Source organism: Streptomyces sp. NPDC039430 (assembly GCF_055639435.1).
The window spans coordinates 227,035-245,899 of sequence record NZ_JBVKAK010000008.1; the positions used below are offsets into that span (position 1 = coordinate 227,035).

At 71.8% G+C, this 18,865-nt stretch carries 14 protein-coding genes and 1 pseudogene; 8 read left to right on the forward strand and 7 right to left on the reverse strand.

Annotation, left to right across the window (positions count from 1 at the left end; genetic code table 11):
* Window positions 1-15: 15 nt before the first annotated feature.
* Both solA and ACZ7LS_RS21485 read right to left on the reverse strand, forming a co-directional pair.
* A complete protein-coding gene (gene solA, locus ACZ7LS_RS21480) occupies window positions 16-1,197 on the reverse strand; it encodes an N-methyl-L-tryptophan oxidase (protein ID WP_385130343.1) in 1,182 nt (393 codons plus the stop codon).
* Between the two features lie 318 nt (window positions 1,198-1,515).
* The gene (locus ACZ7LS_RS21485; RefSeq protein ID WP_382519555.1) at window positions 1,516-2,130 is read right to left on the reverse strand and encodes a TetR/AcrR family transcriptional regulator; all 615 of its coding nucleotides are present in this window, start codon (window positions 2,128-2,130) and stop codon (window positions 1,516-1,518) included.
* 268 nt (window positions 2,131-2,398) lie between these two features.
* Here ACZ7LS_RS21485 and ACZ7LS_RS21490 point away from each other — a divergent pair, with 268 nt between their 5' ends.
* The 6 genes from ACZ7LS_RS21490 to ACZ7LS_RS21515 all read left to right on the forward strand — a co-directional run bounded on the left by ACZ7LS_RS21490 (window position 2,399) and on the right by ACZ7LS_RS21515 (window position 9,675).
* Window positions 2,399-4,489, forward strand: a complete 2,091-nt coding sequence (locus ACZ7LS_RS21490; RefSeq protein ID WP_385130346.1) for an acetate--CoA ligase family protein — start codon at window positions 2,399-2,401, stop codon at window positions 4,487-4,489.
* Complete coding sequence (locus ACZ7LS_RS21495) at window positions 4,486-5,292, forward strand: SDR family oxidoreductase (protein ID WP_382519559.1); 807 nt, start codon at window positions 4,486-4,488, stop codon at window positions 5,290-5,292. Before ACZ7LS_RS21490 ends, ACZ7LS_RS21495 begins: the two co-directional genes overlap by 4 nt.
* Window positions 5,289-6,884 (forward strand): 5-guanidino-2-oxopentanoate decarboxylase, encoded by a 1,596-nt coding sequence (locus tag ACZ7LS_RS21500; protein WP_382519561.1) that lies wholly within the window; start codon window positions 5,289-5,291, stop codon window positions 6,882-6,884. Before ACZ7LS_RS21495 ends, ACZ7LS_RS21500 begins: the two co-directional genes overlap by 4 nt.
* Window positions 6,885-6,982: 98 nt before the next feature.
* The gene (locus ACZ7LS_RS21505) at window positions 6,983-8,140 is read left to right on the forward strand and encodes an acyl-CoA dehydrogenase family protein (protein ID WP_385130349.1); all 1,158 of its coding nucleotides are present in this window, start codon (window positions 6,983-6,985) and stop codon (window positions 8,138-8,140) included.
* Window positions 8,141-8,222: 82 nt separating this feature from the next.
* Window positions 8,223-9,308, forward strand: coding sequence for an S-(hydroxymethyl)mycothiol dehydrogenase (locus ACZ7LS_RS21510; RefSeq protein ID WP_382667471.1), 1,086 nt, complete (start codon window positions 8,223-8,225; stop codon window positions 9,306-9,308).
* Between the two features lie 139 nt (window positions 9,309-9,447).
* On the forward strand, window positions 9,448-9,675 hold the full coding sequence (locus tag ACZ7LS_RS21515) for a hypothetical protein (protein WP_385130351.1): 228 nt from the start codon (window positions 9,448-9,450) through the stop codon (window positions 9,673-9,675).
* 23 nt (window positions 9,676-9,698) lie between these two features.
* Here ACZ7LS_RS21515 and ACZ7LS_RS21520 read toward each other — a convergent pair whose 3' ends face one another.
* Window positions 9,699-10,043, reverse strand: a complete 345-nt coding sequence (locus tag ACZ7LS_RS21520; protein WP_385130563.1) for an aromatic-ring hydroxylase C-terminal domain-containing protein — start codon at window positions 10,041-10,043, stop codon at window positions 9,699-9,701.
* On the opposite strand from ACZ7LS_RS21520, the pseudogene ACZ7LS_RS21525 reads away from it, so the two are divergent.
* Both ACZ7LS_RS21525 and ACZ7LS_RS21530 read left to right on the forward strand, forming a co-directional pair.
* Window positions 9,993-10,304 (forward strand): annotated as a pseudogene (locus ACZ7LS_RS21525) (TetR/AcrR family transcriptional regulator C-terminal domain-containing protein); the annotation flags it as partial. The gene ACZ7LS_RS21520 and the pseudogene ACZ7LS_RS21525 sit on opposite strands and share 51 nt — an antisense overlap.
* A 385-nt stretch (window positions 10,305-10,689) precedes the next feature.
* Entirely contained in the window at window positions 10,690-14,769 is a 4,080-nt protein-coding gene (locus ACZ7LS_RS21530; RefSeq protein ID WP_385130354.1) for a discoidin domain-containing protein, read from the forward strand.
* A gap of 39 nt (window positions 14,770-14,808) precedes the next feature.
* Here ACZ7LS_RS21530 and ACZ7LS_RS21535 read toward each other — a convergent pair whose 3' ends face one another.
* From ACZ7LS_RS21535 to ACZ7LS_RS21550, 4 genes are read right to left on the reverse strand one after another with little or no spacing between them, the layout of a single operon-like run.
* Window positions 14,809-15,438: a vitamin K epoxide reductase family protein gene (locus tag ACZ7LS_RS21535; RefSeq protein WP_382969566.1), complete on the reverse strand. Its 630-nt coding sequence runs from the start codon at window positions 15,436-15,438 to the stop codon at window positions 14,809-14,811.
* Between the two features lie 17 nt (window positions 15,439-15,455).
* Window positions 15,456-16,130 carry a DsbA family protein gene (locus ACZ7LS_RS21540; protein ID WP_382519571.1) on the reverse strand — a complete coding sequence of 225 codons (675 nt, stop codon included), beginning with the start codon at window positions 16,128-16,130 and terminating at the stop codon, window positions 15,456-15,458.
* On the reverse strand, window positions 16,127-18,274 hold the full coding sequence (locus ACZ7LS_RS21545) for a bifunctional copper resistance protein CopD/cytochrome c oxidase assembly protein (protein ID WP_385130358.1): 2,148 nt from the start codon (window positions 18,272-18,274) through the stop codon (window positions 16,127-16,129). Before ACZ7LS_RS21545 ends, ACZ7LS_RS21540 begins: the two co-directional genes overlap by 4 nt.
* Complete coding sequence (locus ACZ7LS_RS21550; RefSeq protein ID WP_382519575.1) at window positions 18,264-18,860, reverse strand: copper resistance CopC family protein; 597 nt, start codon at window positions 18,858-18,860, stop codon at window positions 18,264-18,266. Before ACZ7LS_RS21550 ends, ACZ7LS_RS21545 begins: the two co-directional genes overlap by 11 nt.
* Between the last annotated feature and the right edge of the window lie 5 nt (window positions 18,861-18,865).

Consider the following 18,865-nt stretch of genomic DNA (forward strand, 5'->3'; position numbering starts at 1 on the left):
GGACGCCCGGAGCGGTCAGGTCATCCAGTTGACCGGGTGGTCGCGGTCGGTCAGCGCGGGCCGGTCGAGCCGGAACGTGGTGTAGGGCTCGGCCGTCGCGAGCGCCGGGTCCCCCACCAGCTCGGACAGCATCCGGCCGAGCGTGGGCGCGAACTTGAAGGCGTGCGCGGCACCGAGGCCGACCAGCACCCGCTCCGCGCCCGGTACCGGACCGAGCACGAAATCGCGGTCCGGTGTGAGGGTGTACAGACAGCGCTTGGACCGGACCGGCCTGCCGCTCCCGGGGAACCGTTCCTCCATGAAGCGGGACAGCAGGCTCAGCATGTCCGGATCGGTCGTACCGGACCGGTCGTCCGGCCGGACCTCCGGGCCGCCGCAGTCCTGGCCTGCCTTCACCGTCGCCTCGCCGTAGGCCGGGAAGCCGTAGAAGCACGGGTCGTCGAGCCAGATCCAGACGGGGAATATCCCGGGCGCGAACGGGGCCGGGTCCGCCGGCTCGAAGTAGGTGACCTGTTCCTCCAGCACCACCAGCGGGATGTCCCAGCCCAGCGGCCCCAGAAGGGTGTTGGCCCACGCGTCCGTGCACAGCACGACCTTGTCGGCGGAGTAGCGCGCGTGCGGTGTGACGACCTCCACCCCGTGTGCGCCGTGCCGTATCGCGGTGACCGGTGTGTTGTCCCGCAGCCGGGCGCCCGCCTCCACGGCCAGCCGCTGCATCGCGGCCGTGGACCGCGCCGCGGGCACGATGGACGTACGTTCCTGGTACATCGCCGTCGTGCCGTCGGGGACGGCGATCCGGGGCCAGCGGACGCGCACCTCGTCCGCGTCCAGGAGTTCGTAGGGAATACCCTCGGCGGCGAGGCTCTGCCAGTAGTCGTCGAGCGGCAGGCCGGAGTTCTCCGGGCACAGATCGACTCCGCCCGTGCGCGTGACGAACCGCTCACCGGCGGCCTGCTCCAGGCGGGCCCAGTCGTCGTACGCGTGGCGGGTCAGGCGTACGTAGTCGGGTCGGTGGTAGCTGTGCCGGAGGATGCGTGATGTGTCGTGTGACGCGCCGCGTTCGTGGCCGAGCGCGAACTGTTCCAGTCCGAGCACGCGCCGCCCCGAATCCGCGAGTTGCCACGCCGTGGCGGAGCCGAGTCCTCCCAGACCCACGACGATGACATCGAACGACTCGGTCCCTGTGTGCACGTTCATAGGTGGCCTCTCGACGTGGAGCCCGTGTCGCGCGCCCCCGGACCGGGCCGGGGGAACGGCGACGACGGAAAGGGCTTGGGAACCACTCACGGTGATCGGAACGGCGCCCCGGGGCGGGACGGACGCGTGAGGGCGGCCTCCGCGAGGACGCGAATACTGAACGACGATGCAGTAACGGATTCACGCCTGTCAAGAGCGGTTCGCCGGTGTTCTCGCGTGGGCGGCCCTTCGCCCGCACGGACCACGGACCACGGCCGGCACGGGGCGCGCGGTCCGCGGCCCGCCGGCGGAGAGCGGTCCAGGGGCGGCGCCGCCGGATCAGCCGCGCTCCAGATCGGTCGCGCGCAGGCCCAGTTCGCGGGCGACGATCTGGCGGGACCACGCCTCGGTCTGCTCACGGTCGTGCGCCCCTCGGTGGACCACTGTCTGCACGGCCACCCCGTCCAGCAGGGCCGTGATCCGCCACGCGGCGCCGCGCGGGTCGTCCGTCGTGAACTCCCCGGCGGCCACACCGTCCTGGATGATCGCGGTGAGCGCCTCCTTCCAGCGCAGGTCGAGTTCTCTGCCGACCTTCCGCAGCGCCGGCTCGCGCAGCGCGGCGGCCCAGCCCTCGATCCACAGCGTCCACCCCTTGGCTCCCCCGGTCGGGGCGTACCAGTCGAGGGCGGTGGTGAGCCGTGCCAGCACGGTGGAGCAGCCGTCGGTCAGGCCGGCGAGACGGTCCAGGTCGCGCTGGACGGCCCAGGTGAAGGCTTCGCCGATCAGCGCCTCCTTGGTCCCGAAGTGGTAGATCACGAGTGCGGGGCTGACCCCGAGATCGCGGGCCACATCGGAGATCCGCAGCGGGTGGATGCCCTGCTTCTCTATCTGGGCGACGGCGGCGCCGAGAATCTCGCCGCGGCGCAGACCAGCGTCCTTGCGGCTTCGTGTCACGCCCCGAGGATAGGCCACCGCCATCCCGTGCCCGCCCACCGTGGCGATCGGGCGCCGGCCCGGTGACCGATCCCTCGGTCAGGAATATCGCGCGAGAGGCATTGACAAGGTTTCCGGGCCGCCACATGCTTCCCCTACCTGACTGTTCCGTCAGTCAGTAGCGACCACAGGAGGACCGGAGGCCGGGCCGGTACGGACCGTGCCCCTCCGGGTGACCACCCCCGCCCCACCCCCAACCGCCTCTTCGCCGAGAGGAGTTGCCGGCACCATGCCTGCGAACCCGTCCGCCCGAGGAACCCGAGACAGCGGCCTGGCCGTCTTCCGTGACCCGTCCTCCGTCGCCGTCGTCGGCGCGTCGGCCAACCCCGCGAAGTGGGGGTACTGGCTGGCCCGCGGCGCCCTGACGGGCTCGGCCCGGCGCGCGGTGCACCTGGTCACACGCGGTGGTGGCGAGATCCTCGGCACACCCACCGCCGCCTCGCTGAGCGACCTCCCCGAAGTGCCCGAGCTGGTCGCCTTCTGCGTACCCGCGGCGGACGTCCCGGCGGTGGTCGACGAGGCCCTCGCGCTGGGTGTCCGAGGGCTGCTGGGCATCACCGCCGGGGTGCCGGACGAATCCGCGCTCGCCGCCAGGGTCGTCGCGTCGGGTGCCAGGATGATCGGCCCCAGCAGCCTCGGACTGTTCGACGCCGCTTCCTCCCTGCGGATCGCGTGGGGGGACTTCCCGTCCGGCGCGCTGGCCGTGGTGTCGCAGAGCGGACAGGTGGGCAGCGAGATCGCGTTGCTCGCGCGGCGGGCCGGCCTCGGGATCTCGCGGTTCGTCTCCGTGGGCGGCCAGGCCGACGTCACGGCGGCGGATCTGCTGGAGGACCTCGCCGACCACGGCCTCACCCGTGCCGTCGGCGTCTACCTCGAAAGCTTCCGGGACGGCCGGCGGATCTTCGACGCGGTACGAGCCCTGCGCGCCGCGGGCAAACCCGTCGTACTGCTCGCCGCCGGCGGCAGCGAGGCCGGGGCCCGTGCCGCGCGCTCCCACACCAGCGCGCTCACCTCGCCGATGGAACTCGTCGACGCCGCCTGCCGGGCGGCGGGCGCGGTGCGGGTGCGGACGCCGTCCGCGCTGGTCGATGTGGCCGCGTGCCTGCTCGCGGACAGCATGCCCGCCGGGCCACGCGTCGGAATCGTCAGCGACAGCGGCGGACAGGGCGCACTGGCCGCCGACCGTGCGAGCCGGCGGGGGCTGTCGGTGCCGGAACTGAGCGAGCCGGTCGTCTCGGCGTTCGCCCGTTCCCTGCCCGGCGGCGCGGCGACCGCCAACCCGGTCGACCTCGCGGGCGCCGGTGAACGAGACCTCGGTACCTATCGCGAGGTCACGGCCGCCCTGTTGTGCTCCGGAGAGGTCGACAGCGTCGTCCTGTCCGGGTACTTCGGCAGATACGGTCTCGACAGCCCGGCGCTCGCCGCCGCGGAACTGCGCGTCGCGGGTGAACTGGCCGAGACGGCACGGGCCGCCGGGCGGCCGCTCCTCGTGCACTCCATGGGCGCCGACAGCGACGCGGCCCGCGTCCTGCGTGAGGCGGGGGTCCCCGTCTTCGCCACCATCGAAACCGCCACCGACGCGCTGGCCGGTGCGGTCGCGCTCCAGGCTCATCCCGGCCGTCCCCTCGCTGTGGCCGGCGCCGCCGAAGCGCCGGAAGGGACCGGATACTGGGCGGCACGCGCCCTGCTGAGCGAAGCCGGTATCACGTTCCCGGCGGCACGCCGGGTGCGCGACGCCCGGGAAGTGGCGCGGGCCACGGGGGAACTCCGCGCGCCCTATGTGCTCAAGGCCGGCTGGCTGGAGCACAAGAGCGAGGCCGGCGGGGTGCGGATCGGTCTCCACGACACCCCGAGCGCCGTCCGCGCGTTCACCGCCATGCGCGCGCGGCTGGGCGACGGGCCGTACGTCCTGGAGGAGCAGGACGTACGGCCGGACGTGACCGAAGTGATCGTCGGCGGACGACGGGACGCCGGCCTGGGGCCGATGGTCACGGTCGGCGCCGGCGGCACCGAGGCCGAGATGCACCGCGACACCGTCACCGAATGCGCGCCGGTCGGCCTGGACCTGGCGAGAGCGATGGTCCGCGGACTGCGCTGCGCGCCGCTCCTCGACGGCTGGCGGGGCCGGCCCGCGGCGGACGCCGAAGCACTGGCCAGGGCCGTCGTCGCGGTGTCCGGGCTGGTCGCGCGGCTCACCGGCGACCGCGTCGAACTTGAGGTCAACCCCCTGCGCGCCGGCCCCGACGGGGTGATCGCCGTCGACGCGCTGCTGCTCACGGACCGGGACGACACCGCCCTCGATACCAAGGAAACGATATGAACCACCGGATACAGCCCGACGAGTTCAACGGACGGGTGGCGCTGGTCACCGGCGGAGGATCCGGTATCGGCCGGGCCGTCGCACAACGCTGGGCGGCCGGCGGCGGTCACGTGGCGGTCCTCGGCCGACGCGAAGAGGCGCTGCGCGAGACCGTCGGGCTCATCGAGGCCGCGGGCGGCAGCGCCGACGCCGTGCCGTGCGACGTACGCGACGCCGACGCCGTGGACACGGCCGTGGACCGGGTGGCCGCGGCGCACGGCCGCCTCGACGTACTGGTCAACAATGCCGCGGGCAATTTCGTGATGCCTGGCGAACAGCTGTCGCCGAACGGCTGGAAGGCCGTCATCGACATCGTCCTCAACGGCACGTTCCACTGCACCCGGGCGGCCGCGCGGCACATGCTGCCGAAGGGCCGCGGCGCCGTCCTCAGCGTGATCGCCGGTTACGCGTGGCACGGACACCCCGGCACCGTGCACAGCGCCGCCGCCAAGGCGGGCGTGCTCGCCATGACGCGGACGCTGGCCGTGGAGTGGGCGGCTCGCGGTGTCAGGCTCAACTGCATCGCCCCAGGTCCGACCGAGACCGAGGGGGCCTCGGCGGCTCTCTGGCCGACCCGGGCCGCCCGCGCGCAGGTGCTCAGCAGTGTCCCGGCCGCGCGGTTCGCCACCCCGGAGGAGGTGGCGGAATCCGCGGCGTTCCTGGTCAGCGACCGCGCCTCCTACATCACGGGCGACGTGCTCGTCGCCGACGGCGGCCAGTGGCTCGGCAAGTCCATCTACACCACCCGGCAGGACACCCCGTGACCGGCACCCTGACCGGTGGCGAGGCGCTCGTCGCCGCGCTCCACAAGCACGACGTCCGCACGGTCTTCGGGATTCCCGGCACGCACAACCTGCCGGTCTACGCCGCGCTCGCGCGCTATGGCATCCGGCATGTCTCACCCCGGCACGAACAGGGCGGCGCCTTCGCCGCGGACGGCTGGGCCCGCGCGGGCGGACAGCCCGGCGTCTGTGTGACCACGACCGGACCCGCCCTGCTCAACGCCGCGACGGCGGCCGCCCAGGCCTACTCCGACTCGGTGCCGATGCTGCTCGTGTCGCCCGGACTGCCGCTGCGCCACCCCGGCCGCGGCAACGGCCATCTGCACGAGGTGAAGGACCAGCGCGCCGCGATGGACGCCGTCGTGGCGTACAGCCACCGGGTCACCAGCGTGGCGGAGATCCCCCTCGCCGTGGCCCAGGCGTACGCGGCGATGGCGACCGGACGGCCGCGTCCGGTGCATCTGGAGATCCCGCTCGATCTCCTCGACGAGCGCGAGCGGGTGCATGTGCACGCGCCCGTACCGGTGCCTCCGGCGGTCCCGTCCGCCGGACAGGCCGACGCCGCCGCACGGGCGTTGGCCGCCGCCGAGCGGCCCGTGATCATCGCGGGCGGCGGGAGCAGCGGCGCCGCCCCCGAACTGCGGGACCTGGCCGAGCGGCTCGGCGCGCCGGTCGTCACCACCGCGAACGGCAAGGGGACCTTCGACGACGGGCACCCGCTCGCCATCGGTGCCGGACCGCACCACGCCGCGGTGCGCGCCCTCGTGGCGGACAGCGATGTGGTGCTCGCCGTGGGCACGGAACTCGCGCCCGCCGACCTGTGGAACGGTCCGCTCGACATCACCGGATCGCTGGTGCGTGTCGACATCGACGCGCAGGCCGTCGTGACCAACGCCCATGCCGATATCGCCGTCGTCGCCGACGCGGCCCTCGCGCTCCGTGCCATCCGAGACCGGCTGCCGCCCGGCGGCCCGTCCGCCCTTGGCAACGCCCGTGCCGCGGAGGCCCGTACGGCGTTCACCGCCCAGGCACGGGCCGAGGGCGCACGCTATCTCGGGCTCACGGGGGCCCTGGCCCAGGCGCTCGGCCGCGAGGGTTTCCTCGTCGGAGACTCCGCCATGGCCTGCTACTACGGCGCGCTGTCGAATCTGCCCGCCCATCACCCCCGGTCGTTCCTGTACCCGTCCGGCCTCGGCACCCTCGGCTACGGACTGCCGGCCGCGATCGGCGCGAAACTCGCCCGCCCCGACGCTCCGGTGGTCGCGCTGCACGGCGACGGCGGGATCATGTTCACCATCCAGGAACTCGCCTCGGCGGCCCAGTTGGGGCTCCCGCTGCCCGTCATCGTCTCGGACAACGGCGGCTACGGCGAGATCCGCGACGAGATGGCGGACCGCGGTGACACCGTCCACGCCGTCGACCTGCCACGTCCCGATTTCGTCGGGATCGCCCGCGCCATGGGCTGCCGCGGCGTACGGATCGACGGCCCCGGGCGGCTCGCCCGGGAGCTGGAGACCGCGCTCGCCGCCGATCGCCCCACGCTGATCCACCTGCCCGAGGACGCCGCCCGATGACGCGCGCGGCGGACGGGGTGGTGCGCCCGTACCCCCCGGACCGCCGGCGTACGGCCGCACCACCTCACCGGAGGAAAACCGTCTCACCGGAGGACACCATGAACGCATTCACCGATCCCTGGCCGCTCACCGACGAGCAGCGGGCGGTCGTCCAGCTCTGCCGCGACTTCGCACGGAACGAGATCCGGCCGCGCGCCCGCGAGGTCGACGAGGCCGATGTCGTCACCCCGGTCGACATCTGGCGCAAGGCCGCGCAGGTCGGCATCACCGACTTCATGCTGCCGACCGAGGTCGGCGGCGGCGGATTCACCGATGTGTTCACCCAGTGTCTGGTCCAGGAGGAACTCTGCTTCGGCGACCCCGGCATCGGCAACCTCGTCTGTTCCAACGGCTTCTTCGCCGACCCTCTGCTCGAACTGGGCACCGACGACCAGAAGAAGCGCTGGCTCGGCCCGCTCGTCGGCCCGGAGGCGCCGATGACCGCGCTGGCGACCACGGAGCCCGGCTCGGGTTCCGATGCCGCGTCGATCAAGACCGTGGCCCGGCGCGTCGACGGCGGGTACGTGCTGAGCGGCCAGAAGGCGTGGATCTCGAACGCGGGAGCCGCGCGGTCCTACGTCGTCTTCGCGAAGACGGATCCCACCCAGCGGTCCAGGGGGATCACGGCCTTTCTCGTGGACGCGGACACCGACGGGCTCACCGTCGGCGAGCCGATGCGGAAGATGGGCCAGCGGGCCATCGTCTGCCGGGAGTTGTTCTTCTCGGACGCCTTCGTTCCCGAGGAGAACCTGCTCGGTGCCGAGGGCCAGGGTTTCCACGGACTGATGCGGACCTTCGACATCTCCCGTGTCATCCTCGGCGCGGCCTCCGTGGGCGCCGCGCGGGCGGCGTACGAATACGCCCGGGACTACGCGCGCACCCGCGTCCAGTTCGACCGGCCCATCATCGAGCACCAGGCCGTCGCGTTCCGGCTGGCCGACATGGCCAACCGGATCGAGGGGGCGCGACTGCTGGTTCTGCGCGCCGCGCGCGCGGTGGACGCCGGAGCGGACGTGACCGGGCTGGCGGCCATGGCCAAGCTGACCGCCTCGGAGACCGCCATGTTCTGCACCTGGGCCGCCGTACAGACGCTCGGCGGCTGGGGTTACTCACGCGAATACCCGGTGGAGCAGTGGATGCGTGACGCCAAGCTCGAAGAGATCGAAGAGGGCACGTCGGACATCATGCGCATCGTGATCGCACGTCACCTGCCCTGACAGCGCCCCGGCATCGCCGGACAGCGGCCGCCGCCATGGGGGCGGCCGCGGATACCAGACCAATACGAGAAAGGCCGTGAGGATGGCACAGCGGGTACGAGGCGTGGTGGCGCGGGCGAAGGGCGAACCGGTCCGGCTGGAGACGATCGTGGTGCCGGATCCAGGCCCCGGTGAAGCCGTGGTGAAGGTCCAGGCGTGCGGGGTGTGCCACACCGACCTGCACTACCGCGAGGGCGGGATCAGCGGCGACTTCCCGTTCCTGCTGGGCCACGAGGCGGCCGGAACGGTGGAGTCCGTGGGCGAGGGGGTGACGGATGTCGCCCCGGGGGACTTCGTCGTCCTCAACTGGCGTGCGGTGTGCGGCCGGTGCCGCGCCTGTCGCCGGGGCAGGCCCTGGTACTGCTTCGACACCCACAACGCGCGGCAACGCATGAGCCTGACGGACGGCACCGAGCTGTCCCCCGCCCTGGGCATCGGCGCCTTCGCCGAGAAGACCCTGGTCGCCGCGGGTCAGTGCACCAAGGTCGACCCGGCCGCGTCACCGGCCGCCGCGGGTCTCCTCGGCTGCGGTGTGATGGCCGGTATCGGCGCCGCGATCAATACCGGAGGCGTCGGCAGGGGCGACTCTGTGGCGGTGATCGGCTGCGGCGGCGTCGGGGCGGCGGCGGTCGCGGGCTCCGCGCTGGCCGGTGCGGCGTGCGTCATCGCCGTCGACATCGATGACCGCAAGCTGGAGACGGCTCGCGGGCTCGGGGCCACCCATACCGTCAACTCCCGCTCACAGGACGCCGTGGAGGCGATCCGGGCGCTCACCGGGGGCCACGGCGCCGATGTCGTCATCGAGGCCGTCGGCCGCCCGGAGACGTACGAACAGGCCTTCTACGCCCGCGACCTGGCCGGCACCGTCGTCCTGGTCGGTGTTCCCACACCCGGCATGCGCGTGAACCTGCCGCTCCTGGACGTGTTCGGGCGCGGCGGCGCCCTGAAGTCCTCCTGGTACGGCGACTGCCTGCCGTCCCGGGACTTCCCGCTGCTGATCGACCTGTACCGGCGGGGACGTCTGGACCTGGACGCCTTCGTCACCGAGACCATCGAACTGGACGGTGTGGAAGAGGCGTTCACGCGCATGCACCAGGGCGACGTGCTTCGCTCGGTGGTGGTGCTGTAACGCGAAGGACACCACCTCTCCGGGCCGCTCCCGCTGTTTCACATGCGCGCGAGCGTTCAACGCGTGAACGACCGCGACCGCCTTCCCCCGTCCCAACACCGCCCCGTGGCCGTGATGGTGAGGAGAGGTGAGGAGAACCGTGGGTGGGGACCACCGGGTACGGACAGGTCCCGCCCGAAGGCTCCCGCACTTCTGTCTGGGCGCCTCGTCGGCACGGATGTTCCTCCACACCGCCTACGAGGCCCTGTTCAGCCGCTGTCCCAGCCTGTTCCTGGCCGTCTCCGAAGACGACATCCCCTGGGAACTGGACCTGTTCTTCACCAAACCGGCCATGCTCCCGGTGGCCTGGGACCCGGCTGCACACTGAACGCGCCGGAAGGGTGCGCCGGTTCAGCCCACCGGCTCCCGCTCGGGTGCGGACGACGGCGCGCCGGTCCAGCGGCGCAGGGCGGCTTCGAGGCCGGCGACGGCTGCGCTGTCGGTGGTGTCGGAGGCCCAGGCGACGACGCCGTCCGGGCGTACCAGCACCCCGGCCGGCGTCGCGTGGCCGTCGGTCACACTGCTCACGCGTCCGGCCCGGGTCGCGGCGAGGCGGGCGAACGCGCCGTCCGGGGTGCGGTCGAGCAGCAGGAACCCGCCGCCGTGCCCGTGGTCGGTCAGCCGGGAGCCGTCCCGGCACCACAGATCGGCGAAGGAATGCTGGCGATCCTGCTCGCCGGCGGCGTCGCCCCGCAGGCCGCCGCCTGGGCCATCGACGCCCTCCTGCTGTACGTGGCCGCCTACTGCCTCGAAGTGTCGATCGCGCGACGGCGATCGGCGCATGACGACGCCGCGTGGGTCCTCGACCGCGAGGAACTGCTGCGCCGGTTCACCGCCCTGCCCACCGGGACCTTCCCCCACACCACGCGCCACGCCGTCGAGCTCACCGCCGGCGAGGGCCACGACCGGTTCGACTTCACCCTCGCCCTGCTGATCGACGGTCTCGCACACCGTTGACCTGGAGGTATGTGCCGGACTCGACGCGGCGTTCGCCGCTCCCGACCGGCTCCCGACGGTGCCCGGTGACTCGGCCGATGGAGGTGTTCCGCGAGCCGACCGCCCCCTCCCTTCCAACTCGTCCAGCCCGTCCGTGAGGTCCTCTCCCCTTCCGTCCTAAGCGCTGTCGCGTACCTCTGGCGGGCGCGTTCCCCTTGATGCGCCGGGGCGTCTTCGCCGCGATGTCATCGCGGGTCGCCGCTCGCGCGGGCAGCCGTGATGGGTCGTACCTCGCGCAGACCCTTGACAGATCCGTTGGCGGATTACAGCCTATGGCAACGTTGTCAGGCGGGCCGGGACAGGCCGCCTGCTCTTGAGGGCTCGCCTGGAATGGATCACGTCACTCATGTCTGACCAGTCATCTCACCCTTCCCGCAGGACCGTTGTCGCGACCGGATCGACCCTGCTCGCGAGCTTCGGGCTCGGGGCCGCGTTCTCCGGTACGAGTTACGCCGCGGGGTCCGCGGTCGCCGCCGGCGACGTCGGGTCCCGGGGTGAGCTCGCCGCGTACCGGCCCGTCGAGGTGTCGTCCGTCGATTACGCGCCCACACCGGGCGAGTTCGTGGTGGACAGGCTCACGTCCACCGGCGTGAAGGGCAGTGGGTGGCGGGCCGCCGGTGGTGACCCGCAGTGGATCTCCGTCGATCTCCAGGCGGAGTGCGAGGTCGATTCCGTACGGCTGACCTTCGAGGCGACCAAGGACGACCCGGTCTTCACCCCGTCCACCAGCGGCAATCCCCGCGACAGCACGACCGGCCAGGAGATCCTGTCCAGTTGTGCGGTGGCTTTCACCATCGAGACGTCCCGGGACAGGCGGGAGTGGACCACGGTGTACCGCACCGCGTCGGGCGCCGGCGGGGTGGCGGAGATCGAGCTGGCCAGGCCGGCCAGGGCGCGCTGGGTGCGGATGACCGTGACGAAGCGGTCGAACGCCAACCCGCTGGGCCTCAACGGCTTCGAGGTCTACGGCACGGCCAGGGGCCACAGGCCCGCGGCCGGCGGATGGACCGACTGGGGCAGGCACGACCACCACGCGCCCGCGCTGGAGGTCGCCGACGACGGAACGGTCCCGCTGGAATCGGGCTGGACGCTGACGATGGACGACTGGGCCGGGGCCGAGGGCGCCGAGCTGTCGCGGCCCTCGGTCGACACCAGCCGCTGGCTGCCCGCGACCGTGCCCGGCACGGTCCTCGGATCGCTGGTGGACCAGGGCCATCTGCCCGACCCGGTCACCGGGATGAACAACCTCCGCATACCCGAGGCCCTTTCGCGCCACGCGTGGTGGTACCGGCGCGGTTTCCGGCTGCCGCGCGGTCTGCGCACCGGCTCCGGCCGCCATGTCTGGCTGGAGTTCGACGGCGTCAACCACCAGGCCGACATCTGGCTCAACGGCAGGCGGGTGGGCGGGCTGACGTATCCCTTCGCACGCTCCGCCCACGACGTGACACCTCTGCTGGTCTCCGGCGGCGGCGAGCAGGCGCTCGCCGTACGGATCACTCCCATGCCCTTCCCCGGGAGCCCGGGGGACAAGAGTGAGGCGGGTCTGGCGTTCGTGGACGCCGGGGCCACCATGATGAACCGCAACTCACCCACGTATCTGGCCGCTTCCGGCTGGGACTGGATGCCGGCCGTACGCGACCGTGTCTCGGGGATCTGGAACCACGTACGGCTGCGCTCGACGGGTCACGCCGTCATCGGTGACCCGCGCGTGGACACCACCCTGCCCGGACTGCCCGACACCGGCACCGCCGAGGTGACGATCGTGGTGCCGGTGCGCAACGCGGACTCCGCCGAACGGCGCGTGACCGTCACCGCGTCGTTCGACGACGTACGGGTCTCCAGGACCGTCACCGTGCCCGGTGGCACGAGCACGGACGTGGTCTTCGCGCCCGCCGACCACGCGCGGCTGCGCGTGCGCGACCCGAAGCTGTGGTGGCCCAACGGCTACGGCGAGCCCGCCCTGCACGACCTGACGCTCGTCGCCGCGGTCGACGGCGCGGAGAGCGACCGGCGCACCACACGCTTCGGCATCCGCCAGTTCGGCTATGAGTACGCGGTGCCACTGCCCTTCGGTGGCGGCACCGACATGTATACGCAGTCGGTGGACATGGGCGCCAGGACGGCGCGGTATGTGCGCGTCAGGTGCCTGACGCGCGCCACTGACTGGGGCTCGTCGCTGTGGGGCCTCTCGGTGATCGACAGCGCCGCGCCCGGTACCGACCTGGCGCTGCACAGGACCGCCACCGCCTCGTCCGTCGACGAGGCGGGCCATGAAGCCGGCAACGTCACGGACGGGGACGCGAAGACACGCTGGGCATCGGCGTTCGAGGACGACCAGTGGATCCAGGTGGACCTCGGCGGGGCCGTGTCCTTCGACCGGGTGGAGCTGCGGTGGGAGCGGGCGTACGCCAGGACGTACGTGGTGCAGGTCTCGGACGACGGTGACACCTGGACGGACGCGGAGTCGGTCGACAACTCCGCGGTTCCCCTGCCGTTCGAAAACGCCAACGCGAGTCTCCAGAGCGTCGACATCGGCGCCCGCGAGGCCCGGTACGTGCGGCTGAACTGCGGTGAGCGGGCGACCAGTTGGGGATCCTCGCTGTGGGGCCTTTCGGTGATCGACAGCGCGGCGCCCGGCACCGACCTGGCACTGCGCAAGACCGCCACCGCCTCCACGGAGGACGGCGGCAACAAGGCGGCCAACGCCACCGACGGCAAGGCCGACACCCGCTGGTCCTCCGCGTACGAGGACGACCAGTGGATCCAGGTGGACCTCGGCGAGGCCGTGTCCTTCGACCGCGTCGTGGTCGTATGGGAGCCGGCCTACCCCAAGACGTACGTCATCCAGGTGTCCGACGACGGTGACACTTGGACGGACGTGAAGGCCGTCGACAACACCCCCGAGCCGCTGAAGATCAGTGTCAACGGCGTCCGGGTCTTCTGCCGGGGCGGCAACTGGGGCTGGGACGAACTGCTGCGCCGGATGCCCGCCGAGCGGATGGACACCGCGGTGCGGATGCACAGGGACATGAACTTCACCATGATCCGCAACTGGCTCGGCAGCAGCAACCGGGAGGAGTTCTTCGCCAGTTGCGACGAGTACGGCCTGCTCGTGTGGAACGACTTCCCCAATGCCTGGGCCATGGACCCGCCGGACCACGACGCGTTCAACAGCGTGGCGCGCGACACCGTGCTCCGCTACCGCATCCACCCCAGTGTCGTCGTCTGGTGCGGTGCCAACGAGGGCAACCCGCCCGCGGCGATCGACACCGGCATGCGCGAGGCCGTCCAGTCGCAGGCACCGGGCATCCTGTACCAGAACAACTCCGCGGGCGGCATCATCTCCGGCGGCGGCCCGTACGGCTGGGTCGAACCGGAACGCTACTTCTCCCGGTCCACCTACGGCGGGGGCCACTTCGGGTTCCACACCGAGATCGGCATGCCCGTGGTGTCCACGGCCGAGAGCATGCGCAACCTCGTCGGCGACGAGCCGGAATGGCCGATCGGCGACGCGTGGTACTACCACGACTGGAGCACCCGGGGGAATCAGGCCCCGCAGAACTACCGCGCCGCCATCGAGGCCCGGCTCGACACGGCGAAGGATCTGGACGACTTCGCCCGCAAGGCACAGTTCGTCAACTACGAGAGCACCCGGGCCATGTTCGAGGCCTGGAACGCGAACCTGTGGAAGGACGCCAGCGGCCTGATGCTCTGGATGTCCCACCCGGCCTGGCACAGCACCGTCTGGCAGACGTACGACTACGACTTCGACGTCAACGGCACCTACTACGGGGCGCGCAAGGCCTGCGAACCGTTCCATGTGCAGGCCGACCCGCGGAAGTGGGACGTCACCGCCGTCAACCACACCGGCCGCGACCTGACAGGTGTGACGGTCACAGCCCGGCTCCACGACCTGTCCGGGCGCCAACTCGGCTCCACCCTGCGGACGAAGCTCGACGTCGCCGCGTCGGCCACGGCGTCCGCGTTCACCGCCGCGTTCGGACCGGACCTCCCCGGCCTCCATCTGCTGCGGCTGAGCCTGGAGGACAGCAAGGGCGGGCAGCTGTCGCAGAACACCTACTGGCGCTACCGCGAGACGGCCGACATGCGGGCGCTCAACAAGACCAGGCCGGTCAGGATCACGGCGGACCTGGGCCATGTCTCCCGGTCCGGGGCACGGCGCACCATGACCGCGACCGTGCGCAATCGGGGCGCCGCCGTCGCGTCGATGGTGCGGCTGTCGCTGCTCGACGCCAAGGACGGACGACGGGTACTGCCGACGCTGTACAGCGACAACTATCTGTGGCTGCTGCCCGGTGAGTCCCGGACGGTGACACTGTCCTGGCCCGCGGACGCCCTTCGCTCCGGACGGCCCGCCCTGCGGACCGAGGCGTACAACAGCGATCGGACGGTGACCCGCGCGTAAGGGCCGGCCCGTAGCCTCCGGTTCAGGCCGGCCAACACGTTACAGGCTGGTCCAGTAGAGCCAGAATCGCTGCAGGATCAGTACGACGATCAGCAGGTACCAGGCAGTCAGCACCACGCCGTGATAGCCGGCGAGCGTCCGCACCGCCCCACGCCACCACGTGGGCGCGGTGCGGACGCGGTGGGTGAGCGTGTGCAGGGTGGTGTACCAGAAAACGGGGATCATCACCGCCCAGACGACCATGCAATAGGGGCACAGCGCGTCGATCCGGTACAGGCTCTGGAAGATCAGCCAGTGAACGAAGACCGCGCCCAGGGTGACCCCGGCCTGCGTCACCAGCCAGAACCAGCGCGGCAGGACCGCGCCCGCCAGCAGCACCACCCCGAGGACCGTCACCACCGCGAACCCGGCGATGCCCAGCAGCGGATTGGGGAATCCGAAGACCTCCGCCTGTGGCGTGGTCATCACCGAACCGCAGGACAGCACCGGATTGATGCTGCACGACGGGGTGTAGGAGGGATCCTCCAGCAGAGCGAATCTCTCGACGGTGAGCGTGAACGCGGCCAGCAGGCCGATCGCCCCGCCCGTCACCAGCAGCCACGCGAGCCATCGGGTCGGCGCAGGAGCCGCATTGTCCTCGGGCGCACCCACGACAGCACGCCCGGTCATTCGCCCTGCGGCGACGGTCACTTCGCCAGCTCCGCGTCGATGGCCGCCGTGAAGTCCTCGTACGAAGTGATCCGCGGACGCTTGCCGTTGACGAAGAACGTCGGAGTGCCCTGCACGCCGAGCCGCAGGCCGTCCTCACGGTCCTTCCTCACTCGCTCGGCGGTGGCCGGGTCCTTCCACGCCTTCTCGAACTTCGCCATGTCCAGGCCCAGTTCACGGGCGAAGCCCCGGAAGGTCTTCTCGTGCGAGACCTGCTGGTCCCCCCACTCCTCCTGGGTCTCGTACATCTTCGTGTACATCGCCTCCAGCTTCCCCTGTCCGGCGGCGGCTTCGACGGCGCGCGCCGCCGGCTCGGCGTTCCGGTGACTGGGGATCGGGAAGTAACGCACCACGAAGGTGACGCGTCCGGCGTACTGCTCGCGCAGCCGCTCCACCACCGGGAACGCGGCGCGGCACGACTCGCACTCGAAGTCGAGGAATTCCACCACGGTGACCTTGCCGTCCTCGGCGGTCGACAACCGGTGGCTGTCCGGCCGTACCAGCAGCGAAGCCGAAGCCGCCGCTTCGGGCGCCTGCGACGCGCCGTCGGCACGCGCGTCCGGGGCGGGTGAACGGTTGGCCGCCAACAACACGGCGACAACGGTCAGTACGGTCGCGGCCAGAGCCAGGGAGATCTTCAGGTTCTTCGTCATGATCCATCCGGGGAAGGCGAACGGGAAGAGGAAAGGGCGGGGTCAGGAGCGAGGTCGGGGGCCGGGGCGGCAGAGGAAGGAGAGGGGCCAGAGGAAGGAGAAGGGGCGGGGGACGGAGAAGGGGCGGGGGACGCGGGCGGGTTGCCCGGCCGGTCGCGTCGGTGGAGCGAGGCGAGGTAGGCGTTGTACGCCGTGAGCGGGTCCTTGCCGTCGCCGCGGTCGATGGCCCGGTCGATGCGTTTGGCCTCCCGGGCGTCCGAGCGAACCCACTGCGCCGCCAGGGTGATGGTGGTGATCAGCATGGGGATGTCGCCGGTGGCCCAGGCGATGGCGCCCGCCCGGTACTGGTCGGCCGCCAGCGTGGCACCCCATACCCGTTCCACGGCCTGGAAGTAGTCCCCGCCGATCAGGTCGGTGGAACTCATCAGAGCGATGGAGAAGAACGAATGGAAGGGCATGGCGAGCACGAGAACGATCAGTTTCGCGAAGTGCGGGATACGCCGCGGCGCCGGGTCGATGCCGATGATCACCCAGAAGAACAGCAGGCCCATGGCGAGGAAGTGCAGCTGCATGGCCAGGTGACCGAGGTGGTTGCGCATGGCGATCTCGAAGAGCGGCGTGAAGTACACCATGAACGAACTGCCGATGAAGAGCGCCATGGCCGCCACCGGATGCGTGAGTACCGCGTTGACCCGGCTGTGCAGGATCTTCAGCAGCACTTCGCGTGCCCCGGCCACGCCGCCTCTCGGGGCGGGCCGCAGCGCCCGCAGGGCCAGGGTGATCGGCGCACCGAGGACCAGGAGGATCGGGACGACCATGGCCATCGCCATGTGCTGGCCCATGTGGACGCTGAACATGACGCGGCCATAGGTGGCCAGGCCGCTCATGGTGCACAGGACCAGGGCGAGCAGGCCCAGCATCCAGGCCACCGTCCGCCCCCGGGGCCAGGCGTCGCCGCGGGCCCTGAGGCGCCGCACACCACGCCAGTAGGCGAGGGCGGCGACGGAGACGAGGAGGGCGAAGAGCGGGTCGAAGCGCCATTCGGTCAGCAGGCGCAGGGCGTTGAGGGGCACCGGCATCGGGTATCCGATGAGTTCGCGTGCCGCCGAGTAGGGCGGCGGTTCTCCGGCGGGCGCCGGACTGCGGGACAGGCCGACGGCCAGCCCCGCCGTGAGCGCCATCAGCAGCAGTTCGGCCACCATCAGGCGCACGAACACCGCGGAGCGCCCGGCCTTGAGCTGCGCCAGCGTACGGCGCCGGTGCCAGGCCCCGCAGGCCGCGAGCACGGCCAGAGCGGCGGTCTTGGCGAGAAGCAACTGCCCGTACGGGGTGGTGACGAGCCGGATCGGCGCGTCGAGGCGGACGAGCGCGTTGGCGATGCCGGAGACCGCGACGGCGAGCAGGCACCAGCCGGCGAGCGCGCTGAACCGGCCGGCGGCCTTCGCCGCGTGGCGGCGGGCCCGGACGGTGGTGACGGCGACGGCGACGAGGCCGGCGATCCATAGGGTGGCGGCCACGATGTGCACCGCCATGCTGATGACGGCCGCGTCGTGGTTCTCGGCCGAGGCCGAGTGGCCGGTGAACGCGGGAGGCACGAGGGCGGCGAGAGCGATCACCAGCGCCACGCGCGCGCTCCGTACGGTGGTGACTCCGGGGCCGATCGTGACCAGCAGCAGCACCGCGCCGGCGGTCAGTGTCAGGGCGCGTCCCTGCGGCAGCGACAGGGCGAAATCCGTGAGCAGGCGAGGTTCGAGGATCTGTCCGACCGGCTGGGCCAGCAGGTCGGAGGCGGTCAGCGGCAGCGTCGCCACGGTGGCCGCGAGCCAGAGTCCGGCCGCTCCCCAGGCGCAGGTCAGGGCGTGCTGCCGACGTGCGGTCAGGCGCTGCTGTCCGGAGGGGAGCAGGACGGTCACCAGGAGCAGCATGGCGACGGTGAGTACGGCGGCCAGATTCGCGGCGGTCTCGGCCAGGGGCAGGCCCCAGGAGGTGACGGGTCCGGCCTGGGGCAGTCCGGGCAGCGCCTCGGGGATGCCGCCGCCGAACCGGACGGCTCCGGCCGTCGCGGCGCCGGCGGCGGCCAGGGCGGCCGTGATCAGCAGTGGCGGGCGCAGGGCCGGGCGTCGTACAGCGGGTTCACGCACCATCGCGGCCTCGCCGTTGCCTCAGCCGGTACGCGGTGGCGCTCGCGGCGGTGATCAACACGACGGCGCCCACCGCGGCGATTGTGGAGACGCCGACGCCTTCCCTTTCTCCTCCTCTTTCGTGCGTGCTGGGGGTGGCCGTGGGAGTGGCGGTGGGTTCCGGGCTCGCGGCGGTGTCATCGGAGGAGGCGGCGGGCGCGGGTGGGGGTGTCACGGTGTACGTGAGGCTGCCGGTGACGGGGTGGCCGTCGGTGGAAACCACCCGGAAGGCGACGGTATAGCGGCCGGCCGGGACAGCCGCCGTCAGCCGCTGCGTCACGGTCCGGCCCTTGGCCGTCGCGCTTCCGCTCGCGACGGAGCGGTCGTCGGGGCCGGTCACGGCGACGCGGGCGTACGCGCCGTCCATCTTCTCGTTGAAGGTCAGTGCGATCTCACCAGGAGACGCGGGCAGCGTCGACTTGTCGGAGGGATCGCTGGAGGCGAGCGCGGTGTGCGCCTGGGCGGGGGGTGCGAGGACGACGGCCGCGCCGGGCAGGGCGCAGGCCAGCACCCCCGCCGTGATCACGCGTGTGAACGGCGATGAGGTCATGACGG

Excerpts from the sequence above, each read along its gene's own strand:
- solA (WP_385130343.1), bottom strand. The coding sequence starts at position 1,197 with ATGAACGTGCACACAGGGACCGAGTCGTTCGATGTCATCGTCGTGGGT.
- ACZ7LS_RS21490 (WP_385130346.1), top strand. The coding sequence starts at position 2,399 with ATGCCTGCGAACCCGTCCGCCCGAGGAACCCGAGACAGCGGCCTGGCC.
- ACZ7LS_RS21495 (WP_382519559.1), top strand. The coding sequence starts at position 4,486 with ATGAACCACCGGATACAGCCCGACGAGTTCAACGGACGGGTGGCGCTG.
- ACZ7LS_RS21505 (WP_385130349.1), top strand. The coding sequence starts at position 6,983 with ATGAACGCATTCACCGATCCCTGGCCGCTCACCGACGAGCAGCGGGCG.
- ACZ7LS_RS21510 (WP_382667471.1), top strand. The coding sequence starts at position 8,223 with ATGGCACAGCGGGTACGAGGCGTGGTGGCGCGGGCGAAGGGCGAACCG.
- ACZ7LS_RS21530 (WP_385130354.1), top strand. The coding sequence starts at position 10,690 with ATGTCTGACCAGTCATCTCACCCTTCCCGCAGGACCGTTGTCGCGACC.
- ACZ7LS_RS21535 (WP_382969566.1), bottom strand. The coding sequence starts at position 15,438 with ATGACCGGGCGTGCTGTCGTGGGTGCGCCCGAGGACAATGCGGCTCCT.
- ACZ7LS_RS21540 (WP_382519571.1), bottom strand. The coding sequence starts at position 16,130 with ATGACGAAGAACCTGAAGATCTCCCTGGCTCTGGCCGCGACCGTACTG.
- ACZ7LS_RS21545 (WP_385130358.1), bottom strand. The coding sequence starts at position 18,274 with ATGGTGCGTGAACCCGCTGTACGACGCCCGGCCCTGCGCCCGCCACTG.
- ACZ7LS_RS21550 (WP_382519575.1), bottom strand. The coding sequence starts at position 18,860 with ATGACCTCATCGCCGTTCACACGCGTGATCACGGCGGGGGTGCTGGCC.